Origin of the sequence: Spirochaeta isovalerica (assembly GCF_014207565.1) — a bacterium.
Classification (GTDB): Bacteria; Spirochaetota; Spirochaetia; order DSM-2461; family DSM-2461; genus Spirochaeta_F; species Spirochaeta_F isovalerica.
The window spans coordinates 1-25,067 of sequence record NZ_JACHGJ010000013.1; the positions used below are offsets into that span (position 1 = coordinate 1).

23 protein-coding genes and 1 other annotated feature are annotated in these 25,067 nt (G+C 43.4%); of the genes, 9 read left to right on the forward strand and 14 right to left on the reverse strand.

Annotated features, from left to right (window positions below; all coding sequences use genetic code 11):
• Nucleotides 1–242: 242 nt before the first annotated feature.
• A complete protein-coding gene (locus HNR50_RS20735) occupies nucleotides 243–962 on the reverse strand; it encodes a hypothetical protein (RefSeq protein ID WP_184748724.1) in 720 nt (239 codons plus the stop codon).
• Between the two features lie 327 nt (nucleotides 963–1,289).
• Here HNR50_RS20735 and HNR50_RS20740 point away from each other — a divergent pair, with 327 nt between their 5' ends.
• Complete coding sequence (locus HNR50_RS20740; protein WP_184748725.1) at nucleotides 1,290–2,942, forward strand: methyl-accepting chemotaxis protein; 1,653 nt, start codon at nucleotides 1,290–1,292, stop codon at nucleotides 2,940–2,942.
• Nucleotides 2,943–2,998: 56 nt separating this feature from the next.
• On the opposite strand, the gene thrS is transcribed toward HNR50_RS20740, so the two are convergent.
• Nucleotides 2,999–4,750: a threonine--tRNA ligase gene (thrS, locus tag HNR50_RS20745; RefSeq protein ID WP_184748726.1), complete on the reverse strand. Its 1,752-nt coding sequence runs from the start codon at nucleotides 4,748–4,750 to the stop codon at nucleotides 2,999–3,001.
• Nucleotides 4,751–4,830: 80 nt separating this feature from the next.
• Nucleotides 4,831–5,075: a binding site (T-box leader), on the reverse strand.
• A gap of 78 nt (nucleotides 5,076–5,153) precedes the next feature.
• On the opposite strand from thrS, the gene HNR50_RS20750 reads away from it, so the two are divergent.
• The gene (locus HNR50_RS20750) at nucleotides 5,154–5,441 is read left to right on the forward strand and encodes a hypothetical protein (RefSeq protein WP_184748727.1); all 288 of its coding nucleotides are present in this window, start codon (nucleotides 5,154–5,156) and stop codon (nucleotides 5,439–5,441) included.
• On the opposite strand, the gene HNR50_RS20755 is transcribed toward HNR50_RS20750, so the two are convergent.
• The 9 genes from HNR50_RS20755 to HNR50_RS20795 all read right to left on the reverse strand — a co-directional run bounded on the left by HNR50_RS20755 (nucleotide 5,431) and on the right by HNR50_RS20795 (nucleotide 14,704).
• Entirely contained in the window at nucleotides 5,431–6,384 is a 954-nt protein-coding gene (locus tag HNR50_RS20755; RefSeq protein ID WP_184748728.1) for an omptin family outer membrane protease, read from the reverse strand. The two genes, HNR50_RS20750 and HNR50_RS20755, sit on opposite strands and share 11 nt — an antisense overlap.
• Nucleotides 6,385–6,448: 64 nt before the next feature.
• Entirely contained in the window at nucleotides 6,449–7,279 is an 831-nt protein-coding gene (ispH, locus tag HNR50_RS20760; protein WP_184748729.1) for a 4-hydroxy-3-methylbut-2-enyl diphosphate reductase, read from the reverse strand.
• A 1-nt stretch (nucleotide 7,280) separates the two neighbouring features.
• Nucleotides 7,281–8,318 (reverse strand): polysaccharide deacetylase family protein, encoded by a 1,038-nt coding sequence (locus HNR50_RS20765; RefSeq protein ID WP_184748730.1) that lies wholly within the window; start codon nucleotides 8,316–8,318, stop codon nucleotides 7,281–7,283.
• Nucleotides 8,319–8,624: 306 nt separating this feature from the next.
• Nucleotides 8,625–9,587 carry a protein translocase subunit SecF gene (gene secF, locus HNR50_RS20770; protein WP_184748731.1) on the reverse strand — a complete coding sequence of 321 codons (963 nt, stop codon included), beginning with the start codon at nucleotides 9,585–9,587 and terminating at the stop codon, nucleotides 8,625–8,627.
• Nucleotides 9,587–11,314 carry a protein translocase subunit SecD gene (secD, locus tag HNR50_RS20775; RefSeq protein ID WP_184748732.1) on the reverse strand — a complete coding sequence of 576 codons (1,728 nt, stop codon included), beginning with the start codon at nucleotides 11,312–11,314 and terminating at the stop codon, nucleotides 9,587–9,589. The genes secF and secD overlap by 1 nt, the downstream gene beginning before the upstream one ends.
• A 37-nt stretch (nucleotides 11,315–11,351) precedes the next feature.
• Nucleotides 11,352–11,729, reverse strand: coding sequence for a preprotein translocase subunit YajC (gene yajC / locus HNR50_RS20780; RefSeq protein ID WP_184748733.1), 378 nt, complete (start codon nucleotides 11,727–11,729; stop codon nucleotides 11,352–11,354).
• A 40-nt stretch (nucleotides 11,730–11,769) separates the two neighbouring features.
• Nucleotides 11,770–12,063, reverse strand: coding sequence for a hypothetical protein (locus HNR50_RS20785; protein WP_184748734.1), 294 nt, complete (start codon nucleotides 12,061–12,063; stop codon nucleotides 11,770–11,772).
• 139 nt (nucleotides 12,064–12,202) lie between these two features.
• On the reverse strand, nucleotides 12,203–13,846 hold the full coding sequence (gene groL / locus HNR50_RS20790) for a chaperonin GroEL (RefSeq protein WP_184748735.1): 1,644 nt from the start codon (nucleotides 13,844–13,846) through the stop codon (nucleotides 12,203–12,205).
• A gap of 114 nt (nucleotides 13,847–13,960) precedes the next feature.
• The gene (locus tag HNR50_RS20795) at nucleotides 13,961–14,704 is read right to left on the reverse strand and encodes a biotin--[acetyl-CoA-carboxylase] ligase (RefSeq protein ID WP_184748736.1); all 744 of its coding nucleotides are present in this window, start codon (nucleotides 14,702–14,704) and stop codon (nucleotides 13,961–13,963) included.
• Nucleotides 14,705–14,783: 79 nt separating this feature from the next.
• Here HNR50_RS20795 and HNR50_RS20800 point away from each other — a divergent pair, with 79 nt between their 5' ends.
• Nucleotides 14,784–15,419 (forward strand): ankyrin repeat domain-containing protein, encoded by a 636-nt coding sequence (locus tag HNR50_RS20800; RefSeq protein WP_184748737.1) that lies wholly within the window; start codon nucleotides 14,784–14,786, stop codon nucleotides 15,417–15,419.
• A 5-nt stretch (nucleotides 15,420–15,424) separates the two neighbouring features.
• Here the strand turns inward: HNR50_RS20800 and HNR50_RS20805 are convergent, their stop codons facing one another.
• Nucleotides 15,425–16,780 carry a flagellar assembly protein A gene (locus HNR50_RS20805; RefSeq protein ID WP_184748738.1) on the reverse strand — a complete coding sequence of 452 codons (1,356 nt, stop codon included), beginning with the start codon at nucleotides 16,778–16,780 and terminating at the stop codon, nucleotides 15,425–15,427.
• Between the two features lie 195 nt (nucleotides 16,781–16,975).
• On the opposite strand from HNR50_RS20805, the gene argR reads away from it, so the two are divergent.
• The 5 genes from argR to HNR50_RS20830 are packed head-to-tail and all read left to right on the forward strand — an operon-like array spanning nucleotide 16,976 to nucleotide 21,744.
• Nucleotides 16,976–17,452: an arginine repressor gene (gene argR, locus HNR50_RS20810; protein WP_184748739.1), complete on the forward strand. Its 477-nt coding sequence runs from the start codon at nucleotides 16,976–16,978 to the stop codon at nucleotides 17,450–17,452.
• Complete coding sequence (argC, locus tag HNR50_RS20815; RefSeq protein WP_184748740.1) at nucleotides 17,449–18,462, forward strand: N-acetyl-gamma-glutamyl-phosphate reductase; 1,014 nt, start codon at nucleotides 17,449–17,451, stop codon at nucleotides 18,460–18,462. The genes argR and argC overlap by 4 nt, the downstream gene beginning before the upstream one ends.
• A gap of 1 nt (nucleotide 18,463) precedes the next feature.
• On the forward strand, nucleotides 18,464–19,234 hold the full coding sequence (gene argB / locus HNR50_RS20820) for an acetylglutamate kinase (protein WP_184748741.1): 771 nt from the start codon (nucleotides 18,464–18,466) through the stop codon (nucleotides 19,232–19,234).
• Nucleotides 19,222–20,436 (forward strand): aspartate aminotransferase family protein, encoded by a 1,215-nt coding sequence (locus tag HNR50_RS20825; RefSeq protein ID WP_184748742.1) that lies wholly within the window; start codon nucleotides 19,222–19,224, stop codon nucleotides 20,434–20,436. Before argB ends, HNR50_RS20825 begins: the two co-directional genes overlap by 13 nt.
• A gap of 39 nt (nucleotides 20,437–20,475) precedes the next feature.
• Nucleotides 20,476–21,744 (forward strand): argininosuccinate synthase, encoded by a 1,269-nt coding sequence (locus tag HNR50_RS20830; protein ID WP_184748743.1) that lies wholly within the window; start codon nucleotides 20,476–20,478, stop codon nucleotides 21,742–21,744.
• Nucleotides 21,745–21,791: 47 nt separating this feature from the next.
• Here the strand turns inward: HNR50_RS20830 and HNR50_RS20835 are convergent, their stop codons facing one another.
• Together HNR50_RS20835 and HNR50_RS20840 are read right to left on the reverse strand one after the other, a co-directional pair.
• Nucleotides 21,792–22,778: an aminoglycoside phosphotransferase family protein gene (locus HNR50_RS20835; protein ID WP_184748744.1), complete on the reverse strand. Its 987-nt coding sequence runs from the start codon at nucleotides 22,776–22,778 to the stop codon at nucleotides 21,792–21,794.
• Between the two features lie 72 nt (nucleotides 22,779–22,850).
• On the reverse strand, nucleotides 22,851–24,203 hold the full coding sequence (locus tag HNR50_RS20840) for a 4Fe-4S dicluster domain-containing protein (RefSeq protein WP_184748745.1): 1,353 nt from the start codon (nucleotides 24,201–24,203) through the stop codon (nucleotides 22,851–22,853).
• Between the two features lie 73 nt (nucleotides 24,204–24,276).
• Between HNR50_RS20840 and HNR50_RS20845 the strand changes: the two genes are divergently transcribed.
• Nucleotides 24,277–25,050, forward strand: a complete 774-nt coding sequence (locus HNR50_RS20845; protein WP_184748746.1) for a histidinol-phosphatase HisJ family protein — start codon at nucleotides 24,277–24,279, stop codon at nucleotides 25,048–25,050.
• Nucleotides 25,051–25,067 lie beyond the last annotated feature (17 nt).

Genomic DNA, 25,067 nt, shown 5'->3' on the forward strand with positions numbered 1-25,067 from the left:
TCTCCATGATTTATTTTATCACTCCGAAGAGCGATAATTTCATCATAAAAAATCTGAAACTCAAAAGTTCATTTTCGTATTCTCTTCCCTTCCCTAATTAACAATAACTTGTTAAAGAACAGTGCAAACATCGGCGTCTCCGCCTAGCGTGCTCTGAGAGATTAATACTTTTCGTTAAAATGTGTCAACAGGTTTTAAAGAAATAATCTCTATTTTTTTCGAGACTTTTCATCCATTATTTTTTACGGCGTATTTTCGACTCGAATCGATCCATCCCGCTTAATAATATAAGTTGATCTTGAAAGTAACTCGTTTGAAATAGGCTCCGTACTCACTTGACTGCTAATGTATAGAAATGCCGGGATCGTTAAATGCAATAAACTATCATCAATCTGATCAGATCCTTGAACCAGCTGATGGAAATTGATATATGTAGAAGCAGGCATAAAGAATAGGAACTGAGAAAAATCCAATCGGGAAATATAAGGAATAACCGATTCACCTTTGGCCTTGTAATAACTGTATTCCATATCTTTTTCGTTAATTTCAATAATATATCCACTTTCATTTTTCTGAAGTACCCTAAAATGTATTGCCACCTGGTCTCGTACAGGTGTGTATTCTGACAGCGCTGAATGGAACAAGATAGATATAGCAAATAATAAAACTCCAGTAACAAGCCATGTCAGATTTTTTATATAATGAAATGATAGAGAAAATAGGATAACAAAGATAAGACAGAATATAGTAATTCTAGTAAGAGGAAATGAATCTACCTCGGCTGCAAGTAATCCAGCTATTATAAAAATGAAAATAAACATCATCTGAACTAGAAAGATATGAGACATGGCATCCCATTTTTCTTTTTTACCCGGTTCTCGCAGGACTTTAAATAAATCAGCAGTGATAGCTCCACAAAAAATAGAGGAGATAAATAAATATGTATAAAAATTGTGAAGCATTCCATTCTCCTTTTAACCTATTTTAAAGCATCTCACTGATAAACTATCAAAATATTACCTGTTCCAATATATAAAAACTCATTTTAGTATGATATCATTATAATAATTAATAACTTATTTAACGGAGATCTATACATGAAAATTAAGTCCAAGCTGATTCTGATAAACAGCGGATTGTTATTTTCTTTCATTTTGTCTCTTGCTATCTACATTATATTGACAATCCCTTCTGTCAGAATTGAACGCGAGAAGCAGACTCTTAATACTCTAGAACTCAATTTCATGGAATACAGAAATGCTATAAACCAAATACCTTATACTTTGTTTTTGAAGCAGCGCGGTCTTGTTCAGGAACTGGGAGAGCAGACCCTGAATTCCTTTGAATCCATTTCAAATCTTACAACAATGATCAACGCAAGCGAAGCTATAGCTGAAGCAATCGGGAAAATTGAGAACATCTTCTCGCTGGTTCAAAACAACTTTACCCGGCTCGATTCGGAAATGAATCAACTTGAGAATGATGCTGTTCTGATTTTCGGAACAACTGATGGTTTTAAAATTCCTGATTTATATTCGAAAAAAGAGGCTCTTGATCACGAAAACATAAGAAGAGTCTTTAATCACCTGACCAATCTCAACAGTGCTATTCTCAGTATGGATTTTAACTTACAGTCCTCTCTCAATATTCTGAATGAGCAGAAAATTATAATTGATAAAGAAATAAACAGATTAAAAATAAGAAGTCTGACTATTGCGGCAATTGTCATATCGGCTATGTTCATAATTGCTATTTTTACCGTCATGGTTTTATCAAACCGCTTAGGAAAATCCATCGGTAAAATTGTAGAAAACATAGTTACGATGAAGGATGGAGATTTAACTGTCAAATTTGATGATAAATACAAAGACGACATTGGTCTGCTCTGCAGCGATTTAAATCTCTTTCAGAAAGGATTATCTGATTCTATTAAAAATATCCAAAGCATTTCAAACAAAAACATTTCCGTTCAGAACGATTTATTTTCAGCTGTAAAGCAAACTGATGAAACATCAACCAACATTGATCGGAACGCGAATGAAATCGCAGGCAGAATTGACGCATTGAAAGATAACATTGATGTCTCTTATAAAGCTGTAGATCAGGTTGATAGAGTTTTCACGACTTTAAATGATCAGGTTGCCGAACAAATGGCGATGGTTGAAGAGTCTACCGCTTCCGTCACTGAGATGATTTCTTCAATAGAAAGCATTGCCAGAATAACGGAATCTAAAACAGCTGCCATTGACCAGCTCGTCAGGACATCGGCGAACGGCTCTGAAAGGCTTAATGTGACGACGGGAATCATAAACCAGATTAATGATAAAATAGATAACATTTCCCAAATGGCCAGCATCATTAAAAGTATTGCGAATCAAACGAACCTGCTGGCAATGAATGCTGCTATAGAAGCCGCTCATGCCGGTGATTCGGGAAGAGGTTTTGCAGTCGTTGCCGACGAGATTCGAAAATTGGCCGAAGCTTCGTCAAAGCAATCCAACGAAATATCTTCCAACTTGAAGGAAATCGTGGAAAATATCGAAAATGCTCAGGCTTCAGGAAGCGTTACCAGTCTGGCATATAGTGAAGTGGATAGCGAAATAATTCAGTTTTCTCAATCTCTTTATGAGATTTCTACTAGTATTACAGAGCTAAAAAGCGGTGGGGAGCAGATTCTGGAAGCCATGACTTCTCTTCAGGATGTCTCCATAAATGTAAAAAACAGCTCTAATGATCTCTCCGACGCATCAGAGAGTATGAAAAGTGAGATGAGCAGTGTTAAAAACATAACTGAGGAAGTTCACTCAAAGATTAATGATGTTTCTCTTGGCGTCAGAGAAGTATCACAGTCTGTCAACTCAATAACTCAACTGGCCAACAGTGTCGGTTCTGTTACGGAAAACCTCAATAAGGAAGTCAGCCGATTTAAAACAGAAGACTGACCACCCCCAAAAAAAGCCTGCTTTAAAATAAGCAGGCTTTTTTAGTCTTCAACCGATCAAGGAAGTTCTTTCGATTCAATTTTATCCATGATCATCTGAACAGCATCATGCATGGGCATACCGTTCTTCTGCTCACCGGTTCTGATTCGAATGCTGACCGCTTTCTCATTCATCTCATTTTCCCCGACAACAATCATGTAGGGTATTTTCTGAGTTTGGGCGTTGCGGATTTTTGCATTCATCCTCTCATCGGAAAAATCTGTTTCAACACGGATTCCTGCTGCGCGGAAGTTTTTCTCAACCTCTTTGGCATAATCATCGAATTTGGCAGATACGGGTATAACCATTGCCTGTACAGGACTGAGCCATACGGGGAATGCTCCTCCGAAGTTTTCAACCAATACACCGAAGAATCTCTCAATCGATCCTAGAAGCGCTCTGTGTATCATGAAGGGACGTTTTTCCTTACCGTCCTTATCGACAAAAACCATATCGAATCTTTCAGAAAGATTAAAGTCAAACTGCACGGTGGAGAGCTGCCATTCACGTCCCATTGTGTCTTTTACCTTCAAGTCGATTTTGGGCCCGTAGAAAGCGCCACCGCCTTCGTCGACACCATATTCGAGACCTTCTTTCTCAATAGCTTTTCTCAAGGATTCAGTTGCCAGATCCCAGTCTTTTTTCTCTCCTACACTTTTTTCCGGCATGGTGGAAAGGTAGGCGCTGATGTCTTCAAAGCCGAAAGATCTGAGCATGAAAAGAGAAAATCTGAGTACTTCGAGAATTTCATCTTCTACCTGGTCGGGAGTACAGATGATGTGTGCATCATCCTGAGTAAAGCCCCGGACTCTCATTAATCCGTGAAGAGTTCCTGATTTTTCATATCTGTAGACTGTACCCAGTTCGGCCCAGCGGAAAGGAAGTTCCCGATAAGAATGCTTTCCGTTGTTGTAGATCATGATGTGGAATGGACAGTTCATAGGCTTGGCGTAATAGTCGCTTTTATCCATTTCCATGGGCTGAAACATGCTCTCGTTGTAGAATCCCAGATGGCCGGAGGTTTCCCAGAGCCAGGATTTACCGACATGGGGAGTAAAAACCATTTCATAACCGTTTTTGTAGTGCTCCTGTCTCCAGAAGTCTTCAATAGCGACTCTGATTCTTGCCCCTTTGGGATGCCAGTAAACCATTCCGGGACCGGCTTCTTCATGAAGCGAAAACAAATCAAGCTCTTTACCGATTTTTCTGTGATCCCGTTTCTCCATTTCCTCCAGATGCTGAAGATGCATTTTCAGATCTTTCGGATTGGAAAAAGCTGTTCCATAGATTCTCTGGAGCATGGGCCTTTTCTCATCGCCTCTCCAGTAAGCGCCTGCAGTTTTCAGCAGTTTGAAAGACTGAGGATTGAGGCGGCTGGTATCCTCGACATGAGGACCACGGCACAGATCCTTGAAATCGCCCATTTGATAAACAGAAATCTCTTCTGTTTCAGGCAACTCTTCAATCAGCTCAAGCTTATAAGGCTGATCTGCAAAAAGAGCTTTGGCTTCTTCTTTGGAAACGACGGATCTTTCAAATCCGCTACGGGATTTGATGATTTCTTTCATGGATTCTTCGATTACACCGAGGTCATCAGGTGTGATGGATCTGGGAAGATCGAAATCGTAATAGAATCCGTTTTCGATAGCGGGACCGATGGCAATTTTCGCATCGGGGAACATCTTCAGAACTGCTCCCGCCATGACATGAGCCATTGAATGGCGCATAGTCTGTTGTTTTTCAAGCTTTTTAGCTTCTTTGTCGGACATAAATGCCTCCTGGTACTTTCGCGGGGTAAAAAAAAGACATTTTATTTTTCACCCCTGAAAACTTAATTTGATAAAAGTTTCCTAAGGACGAAAAACAAAATGTCTTCCGCGTTACCACCTTAATTCGCTACAGCTAGTGTATTCTCTGCAGCGCACTCAGCTCTCCCTTGACGCGGGATGTCGGCACGGGATACTCGGCGAAAGCCTTTGACCCGCACAGCTCGGGAGTGGTTTTCACAGATTCTTACGTCGATCATCTTCCAGCCCAGGGATGATCTCTCTCGTGACGCAGGGGATTGTTACTCGTCTCCGTCCATGCCTTTGTTCTATAATATCAGGATATAAGGCTTTAAAGTCAAGTACGCTCTTCAAAGTAAAAGATATTTTCCCTATAATGGGATTAATGGAAATAGTTGAAGGAATAACAGAAAACTACCTGATCATGTACATAGAGCGTGATGCAGAAGGGCATATCAAAAAAGTCCTGGATGCAGATGGAAGCGAGGTAGAAAAACAAATGCTGGCCCATTCATTTCTGGCCAGCGGTTGCGAAGGTGGATTCATCTACAAGGATGATTTTATCGAGATGGACAATTATTACGAGTTCAGAAAAGACAAAGCTTCCCGGCATCAGCGGTTCAAGTCAAGAAAACTGCCGAAAACAGTTAAGCCCAAAGCATCTAAAAGCTGAAAGCGGCGTTAAGGGACAAGGAGAGGGACTGGTACTGGATTCCAGCCCCACCGGGAAAGGTTCCGGCTGGAGTTCCCGAGTCATAATAGGCATATGTGATTCCTTTTGATTCAAAAAGGTATTCTCCTGAGATCAGAAATTTTAAACTGAACAGTGGAGATAACTGGATTCCCGCTTCCAGTGTTCCAGAGAGATATTGCCCGAAATAAGTTCTATCGTAAAAATGAAGACCTCTTAAAATGTGATGATCGTGATCCATTCCGAAGACAAATGGGCTGTAACCTATGTTAGCTTTCAAAAAAAAACCATAGCGGCTCCTATAGCCACCTCTCAGGCCGATGTAGGGAATATGGAGAGCGAGTCTGTAATCGATACCATTGGTTCCTACTTCAATGACATCCTCGATTCCATCATATTCAGAATCTATAATTGAGTCTGTCCAATCCCAGAACAAATATTTATATCCCATAACCGAAAGTAGCGACCAATTGGGATTTTCTAAAAAGTCGTAGGAACCATTGGCATCGATAAGAACAGAATTGACGATATCAACAGTACTGAGAGACCAATGGGACAAATCGGTCTTTCCATCTCTATCATGTAAAATGTTATATGCTCCATATTTGTCTTGTAGTACCCAATCATAGTCATTCATATATCCGCTACCATCAGTGACAGCTTTCCAGATCCCGAAATTGACATAGACACGATTCTGAAAATTGAGAGACGCAGACATTCCGGTATACAAAACATCTGTAATGTCCCAGATAAGCTCACTTAGGTAATATCCATTAGAACTGCTCATGCCCTGCGTACTTTCGTCTCCCGTATCAAAGACGATTTCTCGGGACTGACCATATAAAAATCCGAATGAAGGCTCCACTGTAATACCGAACATATTTCCTTCTGGAAGAATAGCGCCTTCAAGACTATCGAATGCCATGAGAGGAAAATAAGAGGATAAAACTAGAACGAGTAGAATAAACCGTTTCAAAGGGGCTCCTATCTCAAAGATGCAGAAGTGAATTTTCCACTTCATCAACTATCCAGTCCGGTGTAGATGCTCCGGCAGTCAGACCTATTGTATCATAACTGGAAATTTCAGGAGGGATTTCCTCAACAGTTGAAATGTGCCAGCAAGGGACGTTCATCTCTTTAACAGTCAGATAAAGACGCTTTGTGTTGGCACTGTTTTTTCCGCCAATAACAAGAAGGGCATCGACTTCCCCTGCAAGTTTTTTAACTGCGTTCTGTCTGTCATTTGTGGCGGAACAGATGCTGTTGTGGACAATAACATTCCGGTTCTTCTCTTTCAAAACCCGGCAAACCGATTCGAACTCGCTTTCTTTTATTGTTGTTTGACTGATAACCATGCTTTTATCAGGCGGATTTATAAGAGAAGCCTCATCTGCATTTCCAATAATGTCAAAATCATCCGCATAGCCGGCGAGACCTTTTATCTCTCCATGATTTTTATCCCCAACGATAATAATATGGTAGCCTAGAGAACTGTATTTCTGAACGATTTTATGTGACGCTATGACTTTAGGGCAAGTGCCATCGATAATTTCGACACCTTTATCTTCAAGTTTTTTTCTCTCTGATAGAGGTACCCCATGCGCCCTGATAACAGCTCTCCCCTCTTTAACTTCTTCAATAGACTCTACAGCCGGAATACCAAGCGAAGCGAATTTATCAACTATCTGCTGATTGTGAATAATCGGGCCAAGGGTTACGGCATTGTCTTCTTTTTCATCGGCGATTTTTTGAACTATTGCAACTGCCCGTTCAACACCCATACAGAATCCCATTGCCTTTGCTCTGATGATTTTTTTCATATCAGTCTCCAATCAGAATATAATTCTGATCATTTTCATTAATATCATAATCCGATAAATCGAAAGGATACTCAGGACTCTTTACAAGAACAGCTCTTCTATTCCTGTATAATTCTGTTTCTTTAAGCCTTTTCAGAACTTCTTCAAAATTCCCGTTGTCCACACCGATCCTGGAAATATCATATCTATTCACTTCCCCGGAATCAACAGGTTTTGTAAACTCGTTATTATAATCGAAAGCTCCTGCTATGGTATTACCTCCATAGTTGAAATTCTTAACTGTCAATTGTCGTTCCGGTGTTATGTCCCCTATTCCATAGGAATAGGCCAGTGTAGATTTTCCTTCTGTCTGAATCCCGTAACTGTTGAGAACATCATAATATCCAATTAATTCGAAGAGGTATTCCAGTTCAGAGACAACCTCGGTGACATAATGATGTAGAGTGTGGTTTCCCAGGTAGAAATTCCGGTTAAGGTAGACCAGTTTTGATTGTACGGCCGGCATGGCCAGATAAGGTGGCCCCGGATTAAACCCGCCACCGGTCTGGCGGAAGGGAATGGCATCGAATGTCAGGTAAAAAGTGAAATTTCTACGCCCCTGCTCGAGAGGAAGATATTTCTCGAGAACATAGACCATACAATCATCAGATATGACATAATCACCATTTTCCATCACAAAGGAAGAATTTTTTAGTGCTTTGACCGTCTGGTAATAAAAAACACCTGAAGAGCTGTCATCACAACCGAGAACAACAGGAAAGCTTCCGTTTACAGCAAATGTAAAGTCTCCCTCAATAAGCTGCAGATCGGTCATGACATGAAACCGATTATCATTGAAAAAAATCAGTAAAGATTCGAACCGTTCAAGAGTCAGCTCGAGATGCGGATCATCACCAATCCTGTGAAAAGCGAGAACAGGGATATATCCATCACCGGTTCTGGGTGCCAGATATGAGATTTTTCCTTCATTTCGGATAACGGGATTATCCCAATCAAGATATTGCGCCAGGGCATCTTCGGGATTTTCCATTTCTCCCATTGAAAAAAGAAATTCTCCCGGGCGTAGTACTCCATCACGGGTTTTGACTAATCGATACATTTGTTCCGTATGACCAAGAGTCGGGAGAAAAAGGAACAGGAATAAATAAATTATGTAATTTCTCATATCCGCTGATAAAACAAGAATCCCCGACCTGTAGGTTCGGGGTATTCCTGTTTGGAAAGTATGCGGCTGATCCGCCTGGAAGAAAAAAGCCACAATAGCCGAAGTATGTTCGTACCTTATGGCAAACCGAATAAGGCTGCCTCGCCTTGAGACAGCCTTAATAAAGGCTGAATTTATATATCAGGCCTTATTAAAGTTTACAACTTTTTCATTCTCTTTTTTTGCAGATCTGACATTTTTCGTAGTTTTTTTGGAACTGAGATTATGCCATCCGAGAAGAATGGATGATGCAATAAAGACTGAAGAATAAGTACCGACAATAACACCTACAATAAGATTCAGCGCAAAGAGCTTAATAGACCCTGTCGCGAGAATGAAAATAGCTGTTACGGCGATCAAAGTTGTAAGAGAAGTAATAATCGTCCTGCTCAATGATTGAGTGACAGAAATATTGATTACTTCTTCAAAAGTTTTTCCCTGAATGATTCTGGAGTTTTCTCTGATTCTGTCGAAGATAACAATTGTATCGTTCAGCGAGTAACCGATAATCGTCAATACAGCAGCGATTGTCGCAGTTGAGAAGTCGATCTGAAAGATACCGATAAAACCGAGAAGAAACAAAACATCATGGAAAATAGCGGCAATTGCCGAAATAGCGTAGTTCAATTTAAATCTGATCCAGATATAAACGAGAATAAGAGCTAAGGCAAAAACCGTCAGGAAGATCGTCTGGGATGTCAGGCTTCCGGCAAAACGGGGTCCGACATAGTCAGAAGAGCGGATTTCCACAGAGCCGGAGCCGAATGATGCTTCCAGCTTCGAGAGGATTTCCCTCTTTACGGTCTGCTGAAAATCAGCCTGGGTTTCATCAACACCGACACGAACCATGAATTCTTTATCTTCCGGATTTCCGATTGACTGAACCTGAAGCGATTCGATCCCCTCAAGAGCAATCTTAACATCTCCTTCAGAGATTTCAGAAGAAGTCGTAATCTGGATCCGCTGATTCAAACCGGCCTGAAAGTCAATTCCGAAGTTGAATCCACCTCTGAGAAAAGTGCCTCCCCAGAACGCGGTAATCAGAACAACCGAAAGGGCCAGCATAACAAATCTGAGTCTGGTAAAATTGATTGTTTTTTCCATTATTTAAGCCCCCATCCGATACTGAGTTTTTTCAGCTTGAGAGTATCGGATCCGAATGTAAATATTGCTTTGGATACGAAGATAGCCGTAAAGAGCGAACTGACGATACCCACTGCCAGCGTAACGGCAAATCCCTGAATAGGACCTTTTCCAAGCTGAGACAGGAAGATAGCAGCAATCAGTGTCGTAATGTTGGCATCCATTACAGTCCAGAAAGCTTTTTTGAAACCGGCTTCAATAGCCGCTGACCGGGCTTTACCGATTCGAAGCTCCTCTTTGATTCTCTCGAAAATGATAACGTTGGCGTCTACCGCCATTCCAACGTTAAGAATAAGACCGGCGATACTGGTCATAGTCAGGGTCATTTTAAAGGACGAAAGAATTGCCATGATAAACACAAAGTTAAGAAGGAGAGCCACTGTAGCGACAACACCTGCACCTTTGTAATAGATAATCATGAAGAGAATGACGGCAATAAAACCGATGATCATTGCCATGATACCTGTTCTGATGGCGTCGCTTCCGAGAGATGCGCCGACAGCCTGTTCATCAATAACATTGAGGTTGATGGGCAGTGCCGCTGTTTTCAGTACAATAGAAAGCTGCTGAGCTTCGTCACTGTCGAAACCTGTCATCCTGACGGAGTTTCTGATACCTTCAGAGATATTGGGAGCACCTTCCTTGATTTTATCATCCATAACGATGGCGAGACGCTTTCCTACATTATTGCTTGTCAGCTGGTAGAACAGATCGCCGCCTTCACTGTCAAGTTCAAAGATTACTTCAGGCTGATTGGTGATGGAATCTCTTCTTACCAGTGCCGATTTGATATGCGAACCATCAAGTCCGGGTTCTTTCTCTACAGCAAGATAGCTTGTAAGTTCATCAACACCATAGGCGTCTTTTTTATAAACGCCCATTACAACGACATCTTCGGGAAGAAGCGTATCGTCTTCGGGACGACCGTTCTCAAAGATTTCACCGGGATTGTTTCTGATAATGTCCAGAAGTTTATTGGAAGCATCATCATTAACGATATGAAAATTCAGAGAACCTTTACCATGAAGGAAAGAGTTAACCGTTTCCTGGTCAACCTCTCCGGGAACTTCAATAATAATCTGGTTGTTCGCCTGTTTTCTGATTGAAGGCTCTGTGACTCCGAATTTATCGATTCGGCTCGTAAGAGTTGTCATAGCGAGAGCTATGGCTTCATCGATTTCGGCATCTGAAGGACTATGTCCCAGTCTTTCCGCCAGATTGTCTTCATCAGCTTCTATGGTAACGCTCAGACCACCGGAAATATCGAGACCGAGCTGAAGGATCTTGTTTTTCATATCCTTCAAACTTGTAATATCTTCTCTATGATATTCTTCAAGTGCGGAAAACAACTCATTGGCAGAGTTGAATCCTTCAAGAACAGATTTTACAGTCCATTCCGCAGGAAAATCTTTCTTTTCCAGTTTATAATTGCTTTTGGCTTCGGCTATAAGAAAACCGTATGATTCAGCAAGAACTTCATCGGGACTGTTTTTAACCAGTGCCGTCAGCTCCTCCAATTCGCCGGCTGCCTGTTTTTTAGCATATTCCCGGATCTGCTCCTTGGAACTGTTGGCGATAAGCTGTCTGTCTTCAGGGGTAAAGAAATACCACTTGATTGTAGGTGACAGAAGAACGCCGGCCAGTCCGATAAACAGAAGAATCACCAGAAATCTAAATCTAATGCTCATTGTATGACTCCAGATTGTTTAAATATCTTATAAAAAATTATTCTTTATCTTTCTTTTTGGATTTTTTATCAGTTTCTTCGCTGATCTCAGCGACCTTCTGATTTTTCTTATCCTTTACAACTTCGGAAAGAGCGGACTTTTTAAAATCGATCTTCACATCGTTGTATACTCTGACAGAAACAATATCATCTTTAACGGAATCGACAGTACCTCTGATTCCTCCGATAGTCGTTACTTTGTCGCCTTTTTCGACAGATTCGATCATGGCTTTTGTTTCTTTCTGTTTTTTGTTCTGAGGTCTGATGATCAGAAAGTAGAAGATGGCAATAACCAGAGCGAATGTCACGATTGGAGTGGACATAGCTGCCGCACCGCCTGCAGCCTGCATAAGAGGCAGATTCAGTAATAAATTCATAATTTATCCCCGCATTTGTATTTTAAAACTTATATTAAAACTAGATTTTCGCAGTTTTTTGTATTTCATCCGGAACGGTATAAACTCCGAAAAGGAGCTTCAGCTGGTCAATGGATTTGTAAGCCGAACCGCTTTGTTCATTGTACAGATTGAGAATGTATTGCATCGATTCCTGATCATTATCGTACAGAGCGTCGCAGAAAGCTGATTTAAACAACCCTTTGTCAGCCAGTTCCCGGGATGTCAGGGAGGAATTCGCTTTTAAAGCTCTTTTATCGACAACGGCAGAATCTCCATGATATCCGATTATAAAATTGAAAACTGTTTTCTTCATAGTAATACCCTACAAGTTCAAATGATTTTATCAGTATAGCTTGAAAAAGTACACTGAAAAAAAAGTATGTTTAGCTAAAAAAATAGACTGCCCCGGATATGCTCCGGAGCAGTCCTGTATAATCCTTACGGGATCGGGCTTACATCATGCCGCCCATTCCGCCCATTCCGCCCATTCCGGGAGCACCTGCAGCAGGAGCCTCTTCGGGAATGTCAGTGATGGAACATTCAGTGGTGAGGAGAAGACCGGCAATGGAAGCCGCATTCTGAAGAGCGCTTCGTGTAACCTTGGCAGGGTCGATGATTCCCGCCTTGATCATGTCAGTCCATTCCATTTTGTTAGCGTCGAATCCGATACCTTTCTTCTCGGACTTCGCTTTGTCCGCTACAATCGCACCGTCAATACCTGCATTGTTGGCAATCTGTCTTACAGGCTCTTCAAGAGCCCTCTTTACGATCTTGAATCCGACCTTTTCATCTTCGGTAAGCAAGGACTCATCGTACTTCTCGATTGCCGCCGCTACCTGAACGAGTGTCAGACCACCACCGGCAACAATACCTTCTTCAATAGCAGCTCTAGTAGCAGACAGTGCGTCTTCGACTCTGTGCTTTTTCTCTTTCAGTTCAACTTCTGTAGCAGCCCCGACATTGATAACAGCCACACCGCCGGCCAGTTTAGCCAGTCTTTCCTGCAGTTTTTCTCTGTCGTAATCGGACGTTGTATCTTCAATCTGAGTTTTGATCTGTGCGATTCTCTCTTTGATATCCTGTTCTTTACCTTCTCCGTTGATGATCGTCGTGTTTTCTTTTTCGACTTTGATCATCTTGGCAACACCGAGGTCTTCGAGTTCAGTGTTTTCAAGCTTCAGGCCGATATCTTCGGAAATGACTTTTCCACCGGTAAGAATAGCAATATCCTCAAGCATGGCTTTTCTTCTGTCTCCGAATCCGGGAGCTTTAACAGCGCAGACGTTGAGAGCCCCTCTTATCGTGTTGACAACCAGTGTGGCCAAAGCTTCGCCGTCTACATCTTCAGCGATAATGAGAAGAGCTTTTCCTGTCTGAGCGACTTTTTCCAGAACGGGAAGGAGATCTTTCATGTTTGAGATTTTTTTGTCAAAAATCAGAATGAAAGGGTTTTCCATAGCTGAAGTCATCGTGTCACGGTTAGTAGCGAAATAAGGAGAAAGATATCCTCTATCGAACTGCATACCTTCTACGAAGTCAGTGGTCGTTTCAATCGTCTTTGATTCTTCTACAGTGATAACTCCGTCCTTTCCGACTTTTTCCATGGCGTGGGCGATTTCCTCACCTATTTCCATATCGTTGTTGGCGGAGATTGCCGCAACCTGGGCAATTTCATTTTTGTCATTGATTTCCTGGGCGTGTTTTTTGATTTCCTCAACAGAGAACTCGACGGCTTTGTCGATTCCCCTTTTGATTCCCATGGGATTAATTCCGGCAGCGACGCTTTTCAGCCCCTCTTTCACAATTGAATAAGCGAGGACTGTCGCTGTTGTTGTACCGTCTCCGGCAACATCGTTAGTTTTTGTCGCAACTTCTTTAAGCAGCTGGGCTCCCATATTCTCAAAGGGATCTTCCAGTTCAATTTCTCTTGCTACGGAAACTCCGTCTTTTGTTACTGTAGGTGCTCCGAATTTTTTGTCCAGGAGAACGTTTCTCCCTTTAGGTCCAAGAGTTACCTTCACAGCATCTGAAAGTTTTTCAATTCCCGCGAGAAGGCTTTTCCGGGCATCTTCGTTAAACTGCAGCTGTTTAGCCATAAATAATTCTCCCCTTTATAAGGTATAAAAAATTGATAATTAAACGGATAGAAATTATCCGTGATAAAAGATACTAATTCTCGTACAGATCATCAAGTAATTTGGTCAGAAATATCATATTTCTATTTCTCCGGCATAAATTTCACGAATTATGCCGCTTTCCTCTTCGATCAGAAGCTGACCGTCATTACCGATTCCCCGGTTGATTCCCCTGACAATGTCTTCAGACCCTGCCCATCCGTCCCGGACTTCTATGGTCTCGCCCGAGAGATAGAGAAATTTTTCGACTAGCGAAATCCAGAGATCGCCCGAATCCAGAAGATTCTTAAATGAACCGAGGATTTCAACGAGAAAGTCATCACGGTCGATATTCCGTCGGGTAATCTCTCTTAATGAAGTGGTTTTATATTCAATTTCCGGAGGAAAGTTTTCCTGATTGCAGTTAATACCCATCCCGCAATAAAAATAAGTGCTATCGGCTTCACAGAGAATACCGGCGCATTTCCTCCCTCCAAAAATTAAATCGTTGGGCCATTTTAAAGAAAAAGCTTCGCCGGTAAAACGAGTTGCCGCATCAAGCAGTGCCGCTCCCGCGATCAAAGGGAGATGATGGAGTTCGTGGGTCAGATGATCTCTTCTCAGGACAAGTGTAAACATCAGATTCTGACCTTTCCCTGAATGCCATCGACGTCCTCTTATACGGCCTCGTCCCTTTTCCTGAAATTCTGTCGAAAACACAGTCCCGTGGAGAATTCCAGCTGTTGCACTTTTTTTAGAGTCCTCCATAGTTGAATCTGTGACATCTCTGTAATATACTGGTGCATCGGGAAAGGGGTTTTGCAGATTCTTTATTTCCATAGAGATATTTTATGATGTTAATAATTCTTTAAACAGCCCCTTCCTGAATAAATATGATTATTGAGTGTTTGTCTGATATATGAAAAAAAATATTCTGCTTTCCCTGTTGATAATTCTCAGCTTCCCTCTTTTCGCCGATATAAACAGCGATTTGATTTATTATGTGGTCCGGGGAAACGAGACTAAAGTTCTGGAGCTTCTCGATAATGGAGCCGACCCCAACGCCGAAGGTGAAGACGGTCGGACAGCTCTTCACAGAGCGATTCTCAACAGACACGATTCAGTTGGCGAAATCCTCGTCAATGCCGGAGCCGACCCGTCCGGCGTGGATCGTGACGGAGACACTTATCTCTATCTGGCTATCCTCAGGGATCTCGATTTTACAGCCACCGCTCTGGTGAACCACGGAGCCAATCCTCATGCCATAAATCTCTACGGAAACAATATGCTTTTCCTGGCTTTATCCAGAAATCTGGAAACGACCGCCATTGCTCTGGTTCGGGCCGGAGCGGAACCCAACACGATTGGAAGCAACGGAACCCATGTCCTAATTATGGCTATCAGCCTCGGAATGGCGGAAGCAGCTGAGCAGCTTGTTCTCCATGGAGCAGATGTGAACATAAAAGACCATAACGGTTACACCGCTTTAAAACGGGCTGAATGGAGAGGATATTTCAATCTGATCGAACTGATGAAGGAAAGGGGCGCGGAATAAAAAGACTAAAGGATAGGCCCCATTATGATCTGTCCTTTTTCTTTATCCATTTTTACCAGCACTCTCGTCTGATCGCTTTCCACTTTTAATTTCAAATGCCCCACTCTTATCTCTGTTCCGGCAAAAAGAGTCCCGTGTACTTTGATGTAAGCTTCATCACATGCACAGAGATTTTTCGCTAAGGTTTCAATCTCTTTCTCCTGCATTCCGGAAGCTTCTTCCATTCGGGAAATGAGCTCTTCTGGAGGATTGGGACGATTCTTCATTTTTTGTATTTTTTCCAGCAGTACTTCATGACGGACTTTCATGTTTTCTAGCTTTCTGTTTTCAACAAATGAAACGCCGCACCACAATATCGACGGAGCACAGTTCTCCCGCCCGATATTATAGGCTTCAATGGCTTTTTCAGCCATAATGGTACTGGATACGATTATGCCCTTCTGGCCCATGGACAATTTTCCGAGAGTGTTGATATCCGCACTCATTATAGAAGTTGAAACCGTTATTCCCGATCTTGATTCCACTGTACCGTATTCAATAAATTTGGCTGTAACCATGCCGTTTGCCCGTATGAGAGCATTTCCCCGGCCTTTAACTCCCAGATCAAGATTCAGATCACCGCGGCAGAGTACTTCGGCATTTTTGACAAGTTGCTTGCAACGGATGCTTTTTCCGGCCGCGACACGGAAACCATCCTGAACTCCGCCTTCGATAATCAGGTCTCCGGCAAATGAAACGTTACCCGTGTGGTAATCTACATCCGAGGGTATTTCCAGAACCTCGGTTACGGAAATATTGTCTCCTTCGATGACAAAACGACCATGAGCCATGGAGACGAGAAGTTCTCCGCGAGGTTCCAGATTCTCTCCTGCTTTGAAGATTTGCATATCCTTGTTTTTAAAAGGAACGGCCGCACCTGTGACATCTTTTCCCTCGACGCCGGCTCTATAAGGGAATATTCTACCTACAGCCTCCCCTTTCTTGACCATAACAAAAGGGCTGCTTTCTTTGTGGTCCACCGAACCATCTGCTCTGACTACGGTTTTTTCTCTGTTAAAAAACTCCGGTTTGAGATTGATGTGGGGAGGAGACGCTTTGACAGGCTTTGTTCCTTTGGCTATGGGAACATTTTTAACAGCTTTCTGCTCGCTATTGCATTGTTCTATAGCTTTGAGGATATTTTCATCAATAATACCATAGGAGATATTATTGGCGTTCAGAGCGGAATCCGCCTGGACTTTCTCCAGAGGACGTCCTTTCCCCGTTGCGGGGAAAAAGGATGCAAAGGCTTCCATTTTATCTTCTGAGATCTCGATTGCCACATAACCATCGCTCCGGTCATCTATAATCTTCTCACTCATATCCCGTTTATTATCGGAAATTACATTTATAAACTGAAGAGAGGAGTCATTTGTCAGAAGCCGAAGAGATCACTGTAAATAAGAATCAAAAAAAATTACAAAATAAAGTATATTTATTCAATATTTCACTTGATTAACAGATCATTTACGGCTATTTTATCCTAAAAATAGAATATTTATACATGGAGTACGCTCTTGAACGATAGAAGAACCAGATTGGTGCAGATAAAGAAGATAATCAGGGAAAATCATGTTTCCAGCCAGGAACAGCTTTTGAAACTGCTCGATGAAAACGGTATTTCTGTTACCCAGGCGACCTTGTCCAGAGATCTGAAAATGCTTAATGTCAGCAAGATCTCAAACGAGAAGGATGGGTACCATTATCACCTTCCATCGGAAAAAGAGGAGAAGGAAGCTGAGAAATACCTGGTCGAAGATATTGCGCGAGGTTTTCTCTCCATAGAGTTTTCGGGAAATCTCGCAATTTTAAAAACCCTCCCGGGACATGCCAATACTGTAGCGATAGCTCTTGATAAACTGGAAGGTCTTCCCATCATCGGAACAATCGCCGGAGACGACGCGATTTTAATCGTTCTGAAGGAAAATGAAAGGGAAGAAACTGTAATTGAAGCTCTGGTAAGCAGAATACCGGATCTGGAGCATGAATTATGAAAGCGGCTGTACTGGGAGCCTCCGGTTATACGGGCATGCTCCTTCTGAGACTGTTGAGCAGTCATAAAAATATAGAATCACTTATTGCCGTTTCCACGACAAAGACAGGGGAAACTATCGAATCGGGAGATCCGGGCCTTTTCGGAAATATCCCCGGACGATATATAGGTATCGATGAGCTGGAATCCGCAGAACCGGATGTAATTTTTTCGGCTCTGCCCCATCTTGCGTCTCTTCCTTTTTACAAGGGTTTTATCGGTAAGGCCGTGATTATCGATCTATCGGCCGATCTTCGTTATGAAACAAAAGAGGGTTTTGAGAAAGCATACGGAACCGAACACGCCGCACCGGAATTTATAGGGAAAGCGGTTTTCGGTCTGTCTGAATGGTACAGGGATAAAGTGAAAACCCACGACTTGATCGCCAATCCCGGTTGTTATCCGACCTGCACTCTTCTACCTCTTCTGCCTCTTCTGAAAGAAGGAATTGTTGAAGGAGATCTGACGACGACGGCTCTGTCGGGCATATCCGGTGCGGGGAAAAAAGCGGCCATCAATAACCTCTTTGTTGAAAGAAGCGAAAACTGCAATGCCTATAATCCCGGGAAAAAGCACAGACATCAGAGTGAGATCCAGAAAGAACTGGACTATACGGGAGTGAAAAGCAACTTGCTCTTCACGCCTCACCTGGTTCCCTTAAGACGCGGCATGTTTGTCACGACAACAGCCTATCATAACGGTTTGAACCATGAACAGCTGAAGAATGTTTATAGCGAATACTACGGGAAAGATCCCTTTATAAAGATAAACGGTTCATCCATACCGGAAACATCTCATCTCTGGGGTTCCAACCGCTGTGATATAGGTTGGGAGATCTGTGATGACAGAGTGCTTCTCTTCTCCGCGATCGATAACCTGATGAAAGGAGCTTCGGGGCAAGCCATACAGAATATGAATATCCGTTTCGGATTTGATGAAACAACGGGACTGCGCACATGGGGAGATCTATGATATGAGCAAGCCTCTTATGATCATTAAAACCGGAGGAAGAGCCGCTGAGAACAGCGGGGCTCTCCGGCATCTGGCGGAAGAGATAAAGGAATTGAGCCGCAGTTACGATTTCCTGCTTGTCCACGGAGGAGGAGCCGCCGTTTCAGCTATCCAGAAAACCTATGGAATCGAACCTGTATTCAAAGACGGGATAAGAATGACTTCCGAAAAAGAAATGGATCTTGTAGATATGGGGCTGGCCGGTCTGATGAACAAAAAAATTGTCCGTCTCTTCAGCAGCTGCGGGCTGCTTTCCGTCGGGATAAGCGGGGCAGACGGTTCCATGCTGACCGGAGAGCCGATCGGTGAGGGAAGCCGGACGGGAAGGATTACAGGTTCGGATAGAAAGATTATCGATTTACTGCTTCAAGGGGGCTTTACTCCGATCGTCTCGCCGGTCTCATCCGATTCCAGAGGCGGCGCATTGAATATCAATGCCGATGAAGCGGCTCTGGCCCTGGGCATAGCCTGTAAAGCTGACACGATTGTGTTCCTCTCCGATATTCCGGGGATTCTCAATAGCGGAGAATTAATCGACAGGATCAATGAACCGGAAGCGGATAGGTTAATTGAGCAGGGCATAATCAGCGGAGGTATGATTCCGAAAGTCCGGTCGTCGCTGAAAGCCCTGCACGAAGGGGCGGGAACAGTCGTTATCGGAGAATATATAAATCAGGGTGATTTGAACAATCTTCTGAAAGGAAATAAAGGGACAAAAATATGGCTGAAATAAAAAAGGCATTGACGAAGGAACATGGTTTTCCCAAAAACTATTCCGATGAATTCCTGATCCTGGACAAAGGTGAAGGTGTTTATGTTTTTGATGTGGCAGGAAAAAGATATCTGGATTTCGGCTCGGGGATAGCTGTAAATGCCCTCGGATACGGAAACAAAGAAATCGCTGCCATCGCATCGGCCCAGATGGAGAAACTGGTTCATGTCTCCAATCTCTTTACGACCGAACCGGCTTTGAAGTTCGCTTCAAAGCTTGTCGATGGAAAGAGATTCAGCGCCGTCCACTTCGGGAACAGTGGATCGGAAGCCAATGAAGCGGCTATCAAATATGCCAAATTATGGTCAATAAGGACTAAAGGTCCTGAGTGTTATAAGATCCTCTCGTTCTCCGGAGCATTTCATGGTAGAACCATGGGCGCCCTTGCCAGCACTTACAATAATAAATACAAAGAACCTTTCGGACCGATGATTCCCGGAGCGGAGATTATCGAATACAACAATGTTGAAAAGCTGAAGGAAAGCCTCAATGAGTCTTTTGCCGCTGTAATTGTCGAAGTGGTACAGGGCGAAGGCGGTCTGAGGTCACTTTCAAAGGAATTCGTCTCAGCCCTGAACGACATCTGCAGGAAACATAAAGTCCTGATTATCGCCGATGAGGTTCAGACCGGAATGGGACGGACCGGAGACCTCTTCGCGTGCGATGGAGTCGGCCTCGATGCCGACATCATCACGCTGTCCAAGCCGCTGGCGGGAGGGCTTCCCCTCTCGGCGACTTTGATTCCCGATTACGTGAACGAAAAAGTGAAAGTCGGAGAACACGGCACGACCTTCGGCGGAGGACCTGTTACCACTGCGGTTGCATCCTATGTATGGGACATGATCACCGGCGAAGGGTTTCTTGAGGGTGTTAAAGAAAAATCAGCTTTTCTGACAGGCAAGCTGGAAGACTTGAAAAATAAATACAGTTTCATCAAGGAGATCCGGGGGAAAGGACTGTTGCTCGGTCTTGAGATTGATGAGAACGATAGGGTTGATGTACTGAAAATTATGGGAGAGGCGCGGGATAAAGGTCTCCTGCTTCTGAAAACAGGAGTGAATGTTCTGCGTCTGGCTCCCCCTCTTGTAATCAGTCAAGATGAAATCGAAGAGGGAATTGCCATTCTCGATTCGGTCTTAAAAGAATTGAAACAGAAATTGTAATTTTGAAGAAAATATATTTTACGCGCTAAGGAGAATTATATGGGTGCAATTAAAAAAATTGCTCTTGCCTATTCAGGCGGACTTGATACTTCAATCATCATTCAATGGCTGAAGGAAAACTACGATAACGCTGAAGTTATCGCTATCTGTACCAATGTCGGACAGGATGAGGACTGGGATGCCGTAGAGCAGAAGGCTCTCAATGCCGGTGCATCAAAATACTATCTTGGAGATCTTCGAGAAGAATTGGCTTCCGATTATATTTTCCCTATGGTAAGAGCCGGTGCCGTTTACGAAGGACAGTATATGCTGGGAACCTCAATCGCCAGACCTTTCCAGGCTAAATACCAGGTCGATATTGCTCTGGCCGAAGGCTGCGATGCCCTGTGCCACGGTTGTACGGGAAAAGGAAACGACCAGGTCCGTTTCGAGCTGACATACAAAGCTCTTGCACCTCATTTGAAAGTTATTGCGCCCTGGAGAATCTGGGATATCAAATCCCGTGAAGACGCCATTGATTTCGCCGAGAGCCGCAATATTAATCTCGGAGAAATCTCCAAAAAGAATATCTACTCCAGAGACTGGAATATCTGGCATATGAGTCATGAAGGCGGAATACTGGAAGACGCCTGGAACCGGCCGGAAGAGAGCATGTTCCGTCTGACAAAATCTCCCAAAGAAGCGCCGGATAAAGAAACTGAAGTCATCATCGATTTCGAAAAAGGTTTTCCTGTCGGCTTGAATGGTCAGAAAATGAATGCCTTCGATATGATGAAACAGCTCAATAAAATTGCCTCGGAGAACGGTGTCGGTCGTGTCGACATTGTCGAAACACGCCTCGTCGGAATGAAAAGCCGCGGAATTTACGAAACTCCCGGAGGAACATTGCTTCATACGGCCATGCGCGATCTTGAAATGTTCACCATCAACAATGACGCATTGCATCTGAAACAGAAGATGTCCTACGATTATGCCGACCTGGTTTATGCGGGGAAATGGTATACCACGGCCCGTTACGCACTGGAAGAGATGATGAAAAAAATCACTGAATATACAACAGGTTCAGTTAAACTCTGTGTTTACAAAGGGAATGCCTGGGTAATCGGTAGAAAATCTCCTTACGCGCTTTATCTGGAGGATCTGGCTTCATTCGGTCCCAGTGATTACAATCAGAAAGATGCGGAAGGATTTATCAATCTATACGGGTTATCGACCGGAGTTACGGCTATGGTCCATAAAGATCTGGAAGACGGTTCCGGTCAGGCTGTTGAAATGAAACAGATGGCCGCCAGCTTTCATGACAAATAGAGTACAGAAGATACTGATTCAAGCCGGCCATATTGGCCGGCTTTCCTTTATTTAAGCTGATTGTAGAGTTTGAGAAACTCCTCCCGCGACCACTGGAGCTGCCAGTCAAAGCTGCCGTTGACGTCTCTGTAGTATGATTCGACGATCATGATAAGGAAAAGGTAGAAACGGAAGAGAAAGATTCTGTTAAAGGCCTTTTCATCAGCTGTGAAAGGCATGAGAGCATGTCGGTTATACTTATCGAAGAACCATCCGTTTTCTCTGAGATCGATGTATCCCTGAACTTGAGAAAAGTCAGCCGCCGGATCCGCGTAGAACCCCCGTTCAAAATCAATCAGTCCGGAAATTTGTATTGAATTACCTCTTTTTTCAACAAAGATATTACCATCCCAGAGATCGAAATGAACAAAAACAGGTTGTCCGGTTCCGGAAAACGATTCTCTGTATTTTTCCAGCAAATTGAAAATCTGTTCCTGTGACAGGGGGAGCGCGGCTCCCCTTCTTTCTCCATCGGACAATAGCAGTTCGACCATGCGCCGAAAGGCGGTATAGTAATCATGATTGCTGTTCTCCGTCATAAATGGATAGCCGTAACGGGTTCCCGTAATCTTATGCATCTCGGCCATATATCCGGCTAAGTCGGAGCTGACGGATTTTCTCTCTTCTGTTGTTATTTCTTCAAATTTATCCAAAGGCCGGCCTTTCAGCTTTTCCATTATAAAAAAATTATAGGGAACTGATGATCGAGAGAAATCATCCTTCAGAATTTTAGCAACCGGTAATGTTTTCATCTCCATTACTTTTTTATGGAACTGCACTTCTGTTTCCATCAGATTCTGCTCATAGGTCAGTATGGGAACGTCTTCCGGAGGAGAGACTTTAAGAACATATTCCAGATTTGATTCTGACCGCACGGCATAAGATGTATTATAGCAGCCGTCCTTTAACTCTTTTATCGAATCAATTTTATCGATGTTTTGAAAAATTCCGCGTATCTGTCTTTCTGTCAGAGAGGATTTGGTTGTGCTTTCCATACATGCCATTGTGTGTCGGATTTCCGATTCAGGCAATAAAAGTGTTTTAAGAGCGATAGAAGAATATGAAGATCAGATTTTCTGCCAGTCAGCGAGGCCTAGAGGTTTCGGTTTTCTTCCATATATAAGATCATCAAGAGTGGCTCCGAATCTCCTGAAGAGAGGAGATTTCCGTATAAAAAAACGGATGGCCTTATGAATGGCATTGTCGGGATGGGAATAGGGGCAAACGGCCACACAGCGTCCGCAGTCCGTGCCGCTTTTACTCCAGAAAGTGAAACATTTTTCATGATCGATCTTCCAGCGCAGGACGCCATTATCAATTTGACGTTCTCCTTTCGGAATGGAACGGGAGGGACAGACATCGGCGCATTTCATGCAATGTTCGCAAAAATCGGCGACTGAGCCTTCGAATCCTCTCGTATCCGTTATCAGCGGCAGATCTGTCGTCACGACATTAATTCTGACCCGCGATCCGAGCTCCGGTGTTATCAACAGTCCCGTTCTTCCCAGTTCACCGAGACCGGCATCCCTGGCGACCAGAGGACAGACGACTTCATAGCTGGCATCGATATGAGCTTTAGCCGAATGGCCCAAACCTCTTATGAAAGCAGCGATTTGTACAGCTATGGTTCCGGCATTAAGATATTGCCTGGCCGATTCCATCACCGTGGGAGCTTTGGGTCCCCGGCGCAAGGAGTCCCGGTCCATTTCCACTGTGAAGGCAATGGCGTATTTGTGGTTGTTGATAACCGGTTTTCCATACTTTTCCCGACGGCCGCCTATACTGTAGCGATGATCATCTTTGAGTTCTGTAATGCCGATGGAAACAACACCCAGAAGCCCGGCCCATTCTTTGATGTATCGGGTGATTTTTACCGGATCGGATTCGATTTTCATTTCCGCAACCGGCCCGTCGCAGAGCGGTATCAGATTTTCACAGACCTGAAATGAAGCGGCAGCGGAACTGTACATAAAGGGATTGGCCTGAATGGACTCCGGAGAAAGGAGCCCGGGAGCCTCTCTGAAACGATTATCCCTTTCGAGCAATTCCGGTTTTCTTTCATAATAGTCTGAAAACTGTTCGGACCCCTCCACCAGACGATTCCGGACAAAAATGACATCCCTTTCATCATACTTTTCCTTCAACTTTTCCTCAGGGCGGATTGGATTTGTCTTATAGGGGAAAAGAAGCAGGACAAGAAAAAAAAGAGTAAGTGCGGCAAGAGCATAGCTGACGATGGCCGATCCGGGAAAATTCACTATGGCGATAACAATAAAAGGCAATGGTGATATGAGGGAGAACCGAAGGGAGCGGCGCGCCGCCCGATAATCCTTTTCCGCCAGGGAAACCAGAAAAAGCAGGAACAGAGGAAGAAAAAACAAAGCAGCGACAGTATACATAAGCAGTTCGGAAATAATCATGGGCACTAGTATAAACCAGGATTTTTCATTTGACTATCTTGTCTATTCAGGCAATATCTCCTAGCTTTGTATTATGAACTACTGGGATATGCACAGTCACTCAATCCATTCGGAAGATGCCGAAAGCTCACTGGAATCGATGTGCCTCTCTGCCATAGAGAAAAGCCTGTCCGGCATTGCATTTACCGAACATGTGGATTTCAACCCCGCCGATAAAGGCTATGACTACTTTCGCAAGGATGACTATCAGAAAGCCATTGATTCGACCCGACTGAAATATAAAGGGAAGCTATCTATTCTGAAAGGTATGGAATTCAGCGAACCCCACCTCTATCCCGGACAGTTCTCCCATCTGGCCGAAGGTGACTGGGATGTGATTATCGGTTCAATCCATATGATGGGTGATCATTTCGTCGGGGATTCGATAATTAAAACATCTGATGATTTAAAGGACCTGTACAGCCGGTATTTCAACATGGTATTGGAAATGACTCGATGGGGAGGTTTTGACATTCTGGGTCATATGGATTTTCCCAAAAGATATTTCGGTAAGGAAGCCTACCCTTATGATCTGATCGATTTGATTCTGGCAGAACTGGTGCGAAACCAAATAGCACTTGAAATCAATACTTCGCCCCTGAGAAAAGGGCTCGGCGAATGCTCCCCCGATTCAGAGATACTCCGCAGATACGCCCTTGCCGGCGGAACAATGGTAACCCTGGGCTCCGACGCCCACATTCCCGAAGATGTTGCAGCGGATTTTGATAAAGCCTGTTCCATATGTCTGGCCATCGACGGGCTCAGGATCGGACATTTTGAAAAAAGAAGATTTGTTAAAGATAGATAAAAAAAAGAACGGCTTTG

Excerpts from the sequence above, each read along its gene's own strand:
- HNR50_RS20735 (WP_184748724.1), bottom strand. The coding sequence starts at position 962 with ATGCTTCACAATTTTTATACATATTTATTTATCTCCTCTATTTTTTGT.
- thrS (WP_184748726.1), bottom strand. The coding sequence starts at position 4,750 with ATGTCCGACAAAGAAGCTAAAAAGCTTGAAAAACAACAGACTATGCGC.
- HNR50_RS20750 (WP_184748727.1), top strand. The coding sequence starts at position 5,154 with ATGGAAATAGTTGAAGGAATAACAGAAAACTACCTGATCATGTACATA.
- HNR50_RS20755 (WP_184748728.1), bottom strand. The coding sequence starts at position 6,384 with ATGGCATTCGATAGTCTTGAAGGCGCTATTCTTCCAGAAGGAAATATG.
- ispH (WP_184748729.1), bottom strand. The coding sequence starts at position 7,279 with ATGAAAAAAATCATCAGAGCAAAGGCAATGGGATTCTGTATGGGTGTT.
- HNR50_RS20765 (WP_184748730.1), bottom strand. The coding sequence starts at position 8,318 with ATGGGAGAAATGGAAAATCCCGAAGATGCCCTGGCGCAATATCTTGAT.
- secF (WP_184748731.1), bottom strand. The coding sequence starts at position 9,587 with ATGGAAAAAACAATCAATTTTACCAGACTCAGATTTGTTATGCTGGCC.
- secD (WP_184748732.1), bottom strand. The coding sequence starts at position 11,314 with ATGAGCATTAGATTTAGATTTCTGGTGATTCTTCTGTTTATCGGACTG.
- yajC (WP_184748733.1), bottom strand. The coding sequence starts at position 11,729 with ATGAATTTATTACTGAATCTGCCTCTTATGCAGGCTGCAGGCGGTGCG.
- HNR50_RS20785 (WP_184748734.1), bottom strand. The coding sequence starts at position 12,063 with ATGAAGAAAACAGTTTTCAATTTTATAATCGGATATCATGGAGATTCT.
- groL (WP_184748735.1), bottom strand. The coding sequence starts at position 13,846 with ATGGCTAAACAGCTGCAGTTTAACGAAGATGCCCGGAAAAGCCTTCTC.
- HNR50_RS20795 (WP_184748736.1), bottom strand. The coding sequence starts at position 14,704 with ATGGAAATAAAGAATCTGCAAAACCCCTTTCCCGATGCACCAGTATAT.
- HNR50_RS20800 (WP_184748737.1), top strand. The coding sequence starts at position 14,784 with ATGAAAAAAAATATTCTGCTTTCCCTGTTGATAATTCTCAGCTTCCCT.
- HNR50_RS20805 (WP_184748738.1), bottom strand. The coding sequence starts at position 16,780 with ATGAGTGAGAAGATTATAGATGACCGGAGCGATGGTTATGTGGCAATC.
- argC (WP_184748740.1), top strand. The coding sequence starts at position 17,449 with ATGAAAGCGGCTGTACTGGGAGCCTCCGGTTATACGGGCATGCTCCTT.
- argB (WP_184748741.1), top strand. The coding sequence starts at position 18,464 with ATGAGCAAGCCTCTTATGATCATTAAAACCGGAGGAAGAGCCGCTGAG.
- HNR50_RS20825 (WP_184748742.1), top strand. The coding sequence starts at position 19,222 with ATGGCTGAAATAAAAAAGGCATTGACGAAGGAACATGGTTTTCCCAAA.
- HNR50_RS20830 (WP_184748743.1), top strand. The coding sequence starts at position 20,476 with ATGGGTGCAATTAAAAAAATTGCTCTTGCCTATTCAGGCGGACTTGAT.
- HNR50_RS20835 (WP_184748744.1), bottom strand. The coding sequence starts at position 22,778 with ATGGAAAGCACAACCAAATCCTCTCTGACAGAAAGACAGATACGCGGA.
- HNR50_RS20840 (WP_184748745.1), bottom strand. The coding sequence starts at position 24,203 with ATGATTATTTCCGAACTGCTTATGTATACTGTCGCTGCTTTGTTTTTT.
- HNR50_RS20845 (WP_184748746.1), top strand. The coding sequence starts at position 24,277 with ATGAACTACTGGGATATGCACAGTCACTCAATCCATTCGGAAGATGCC.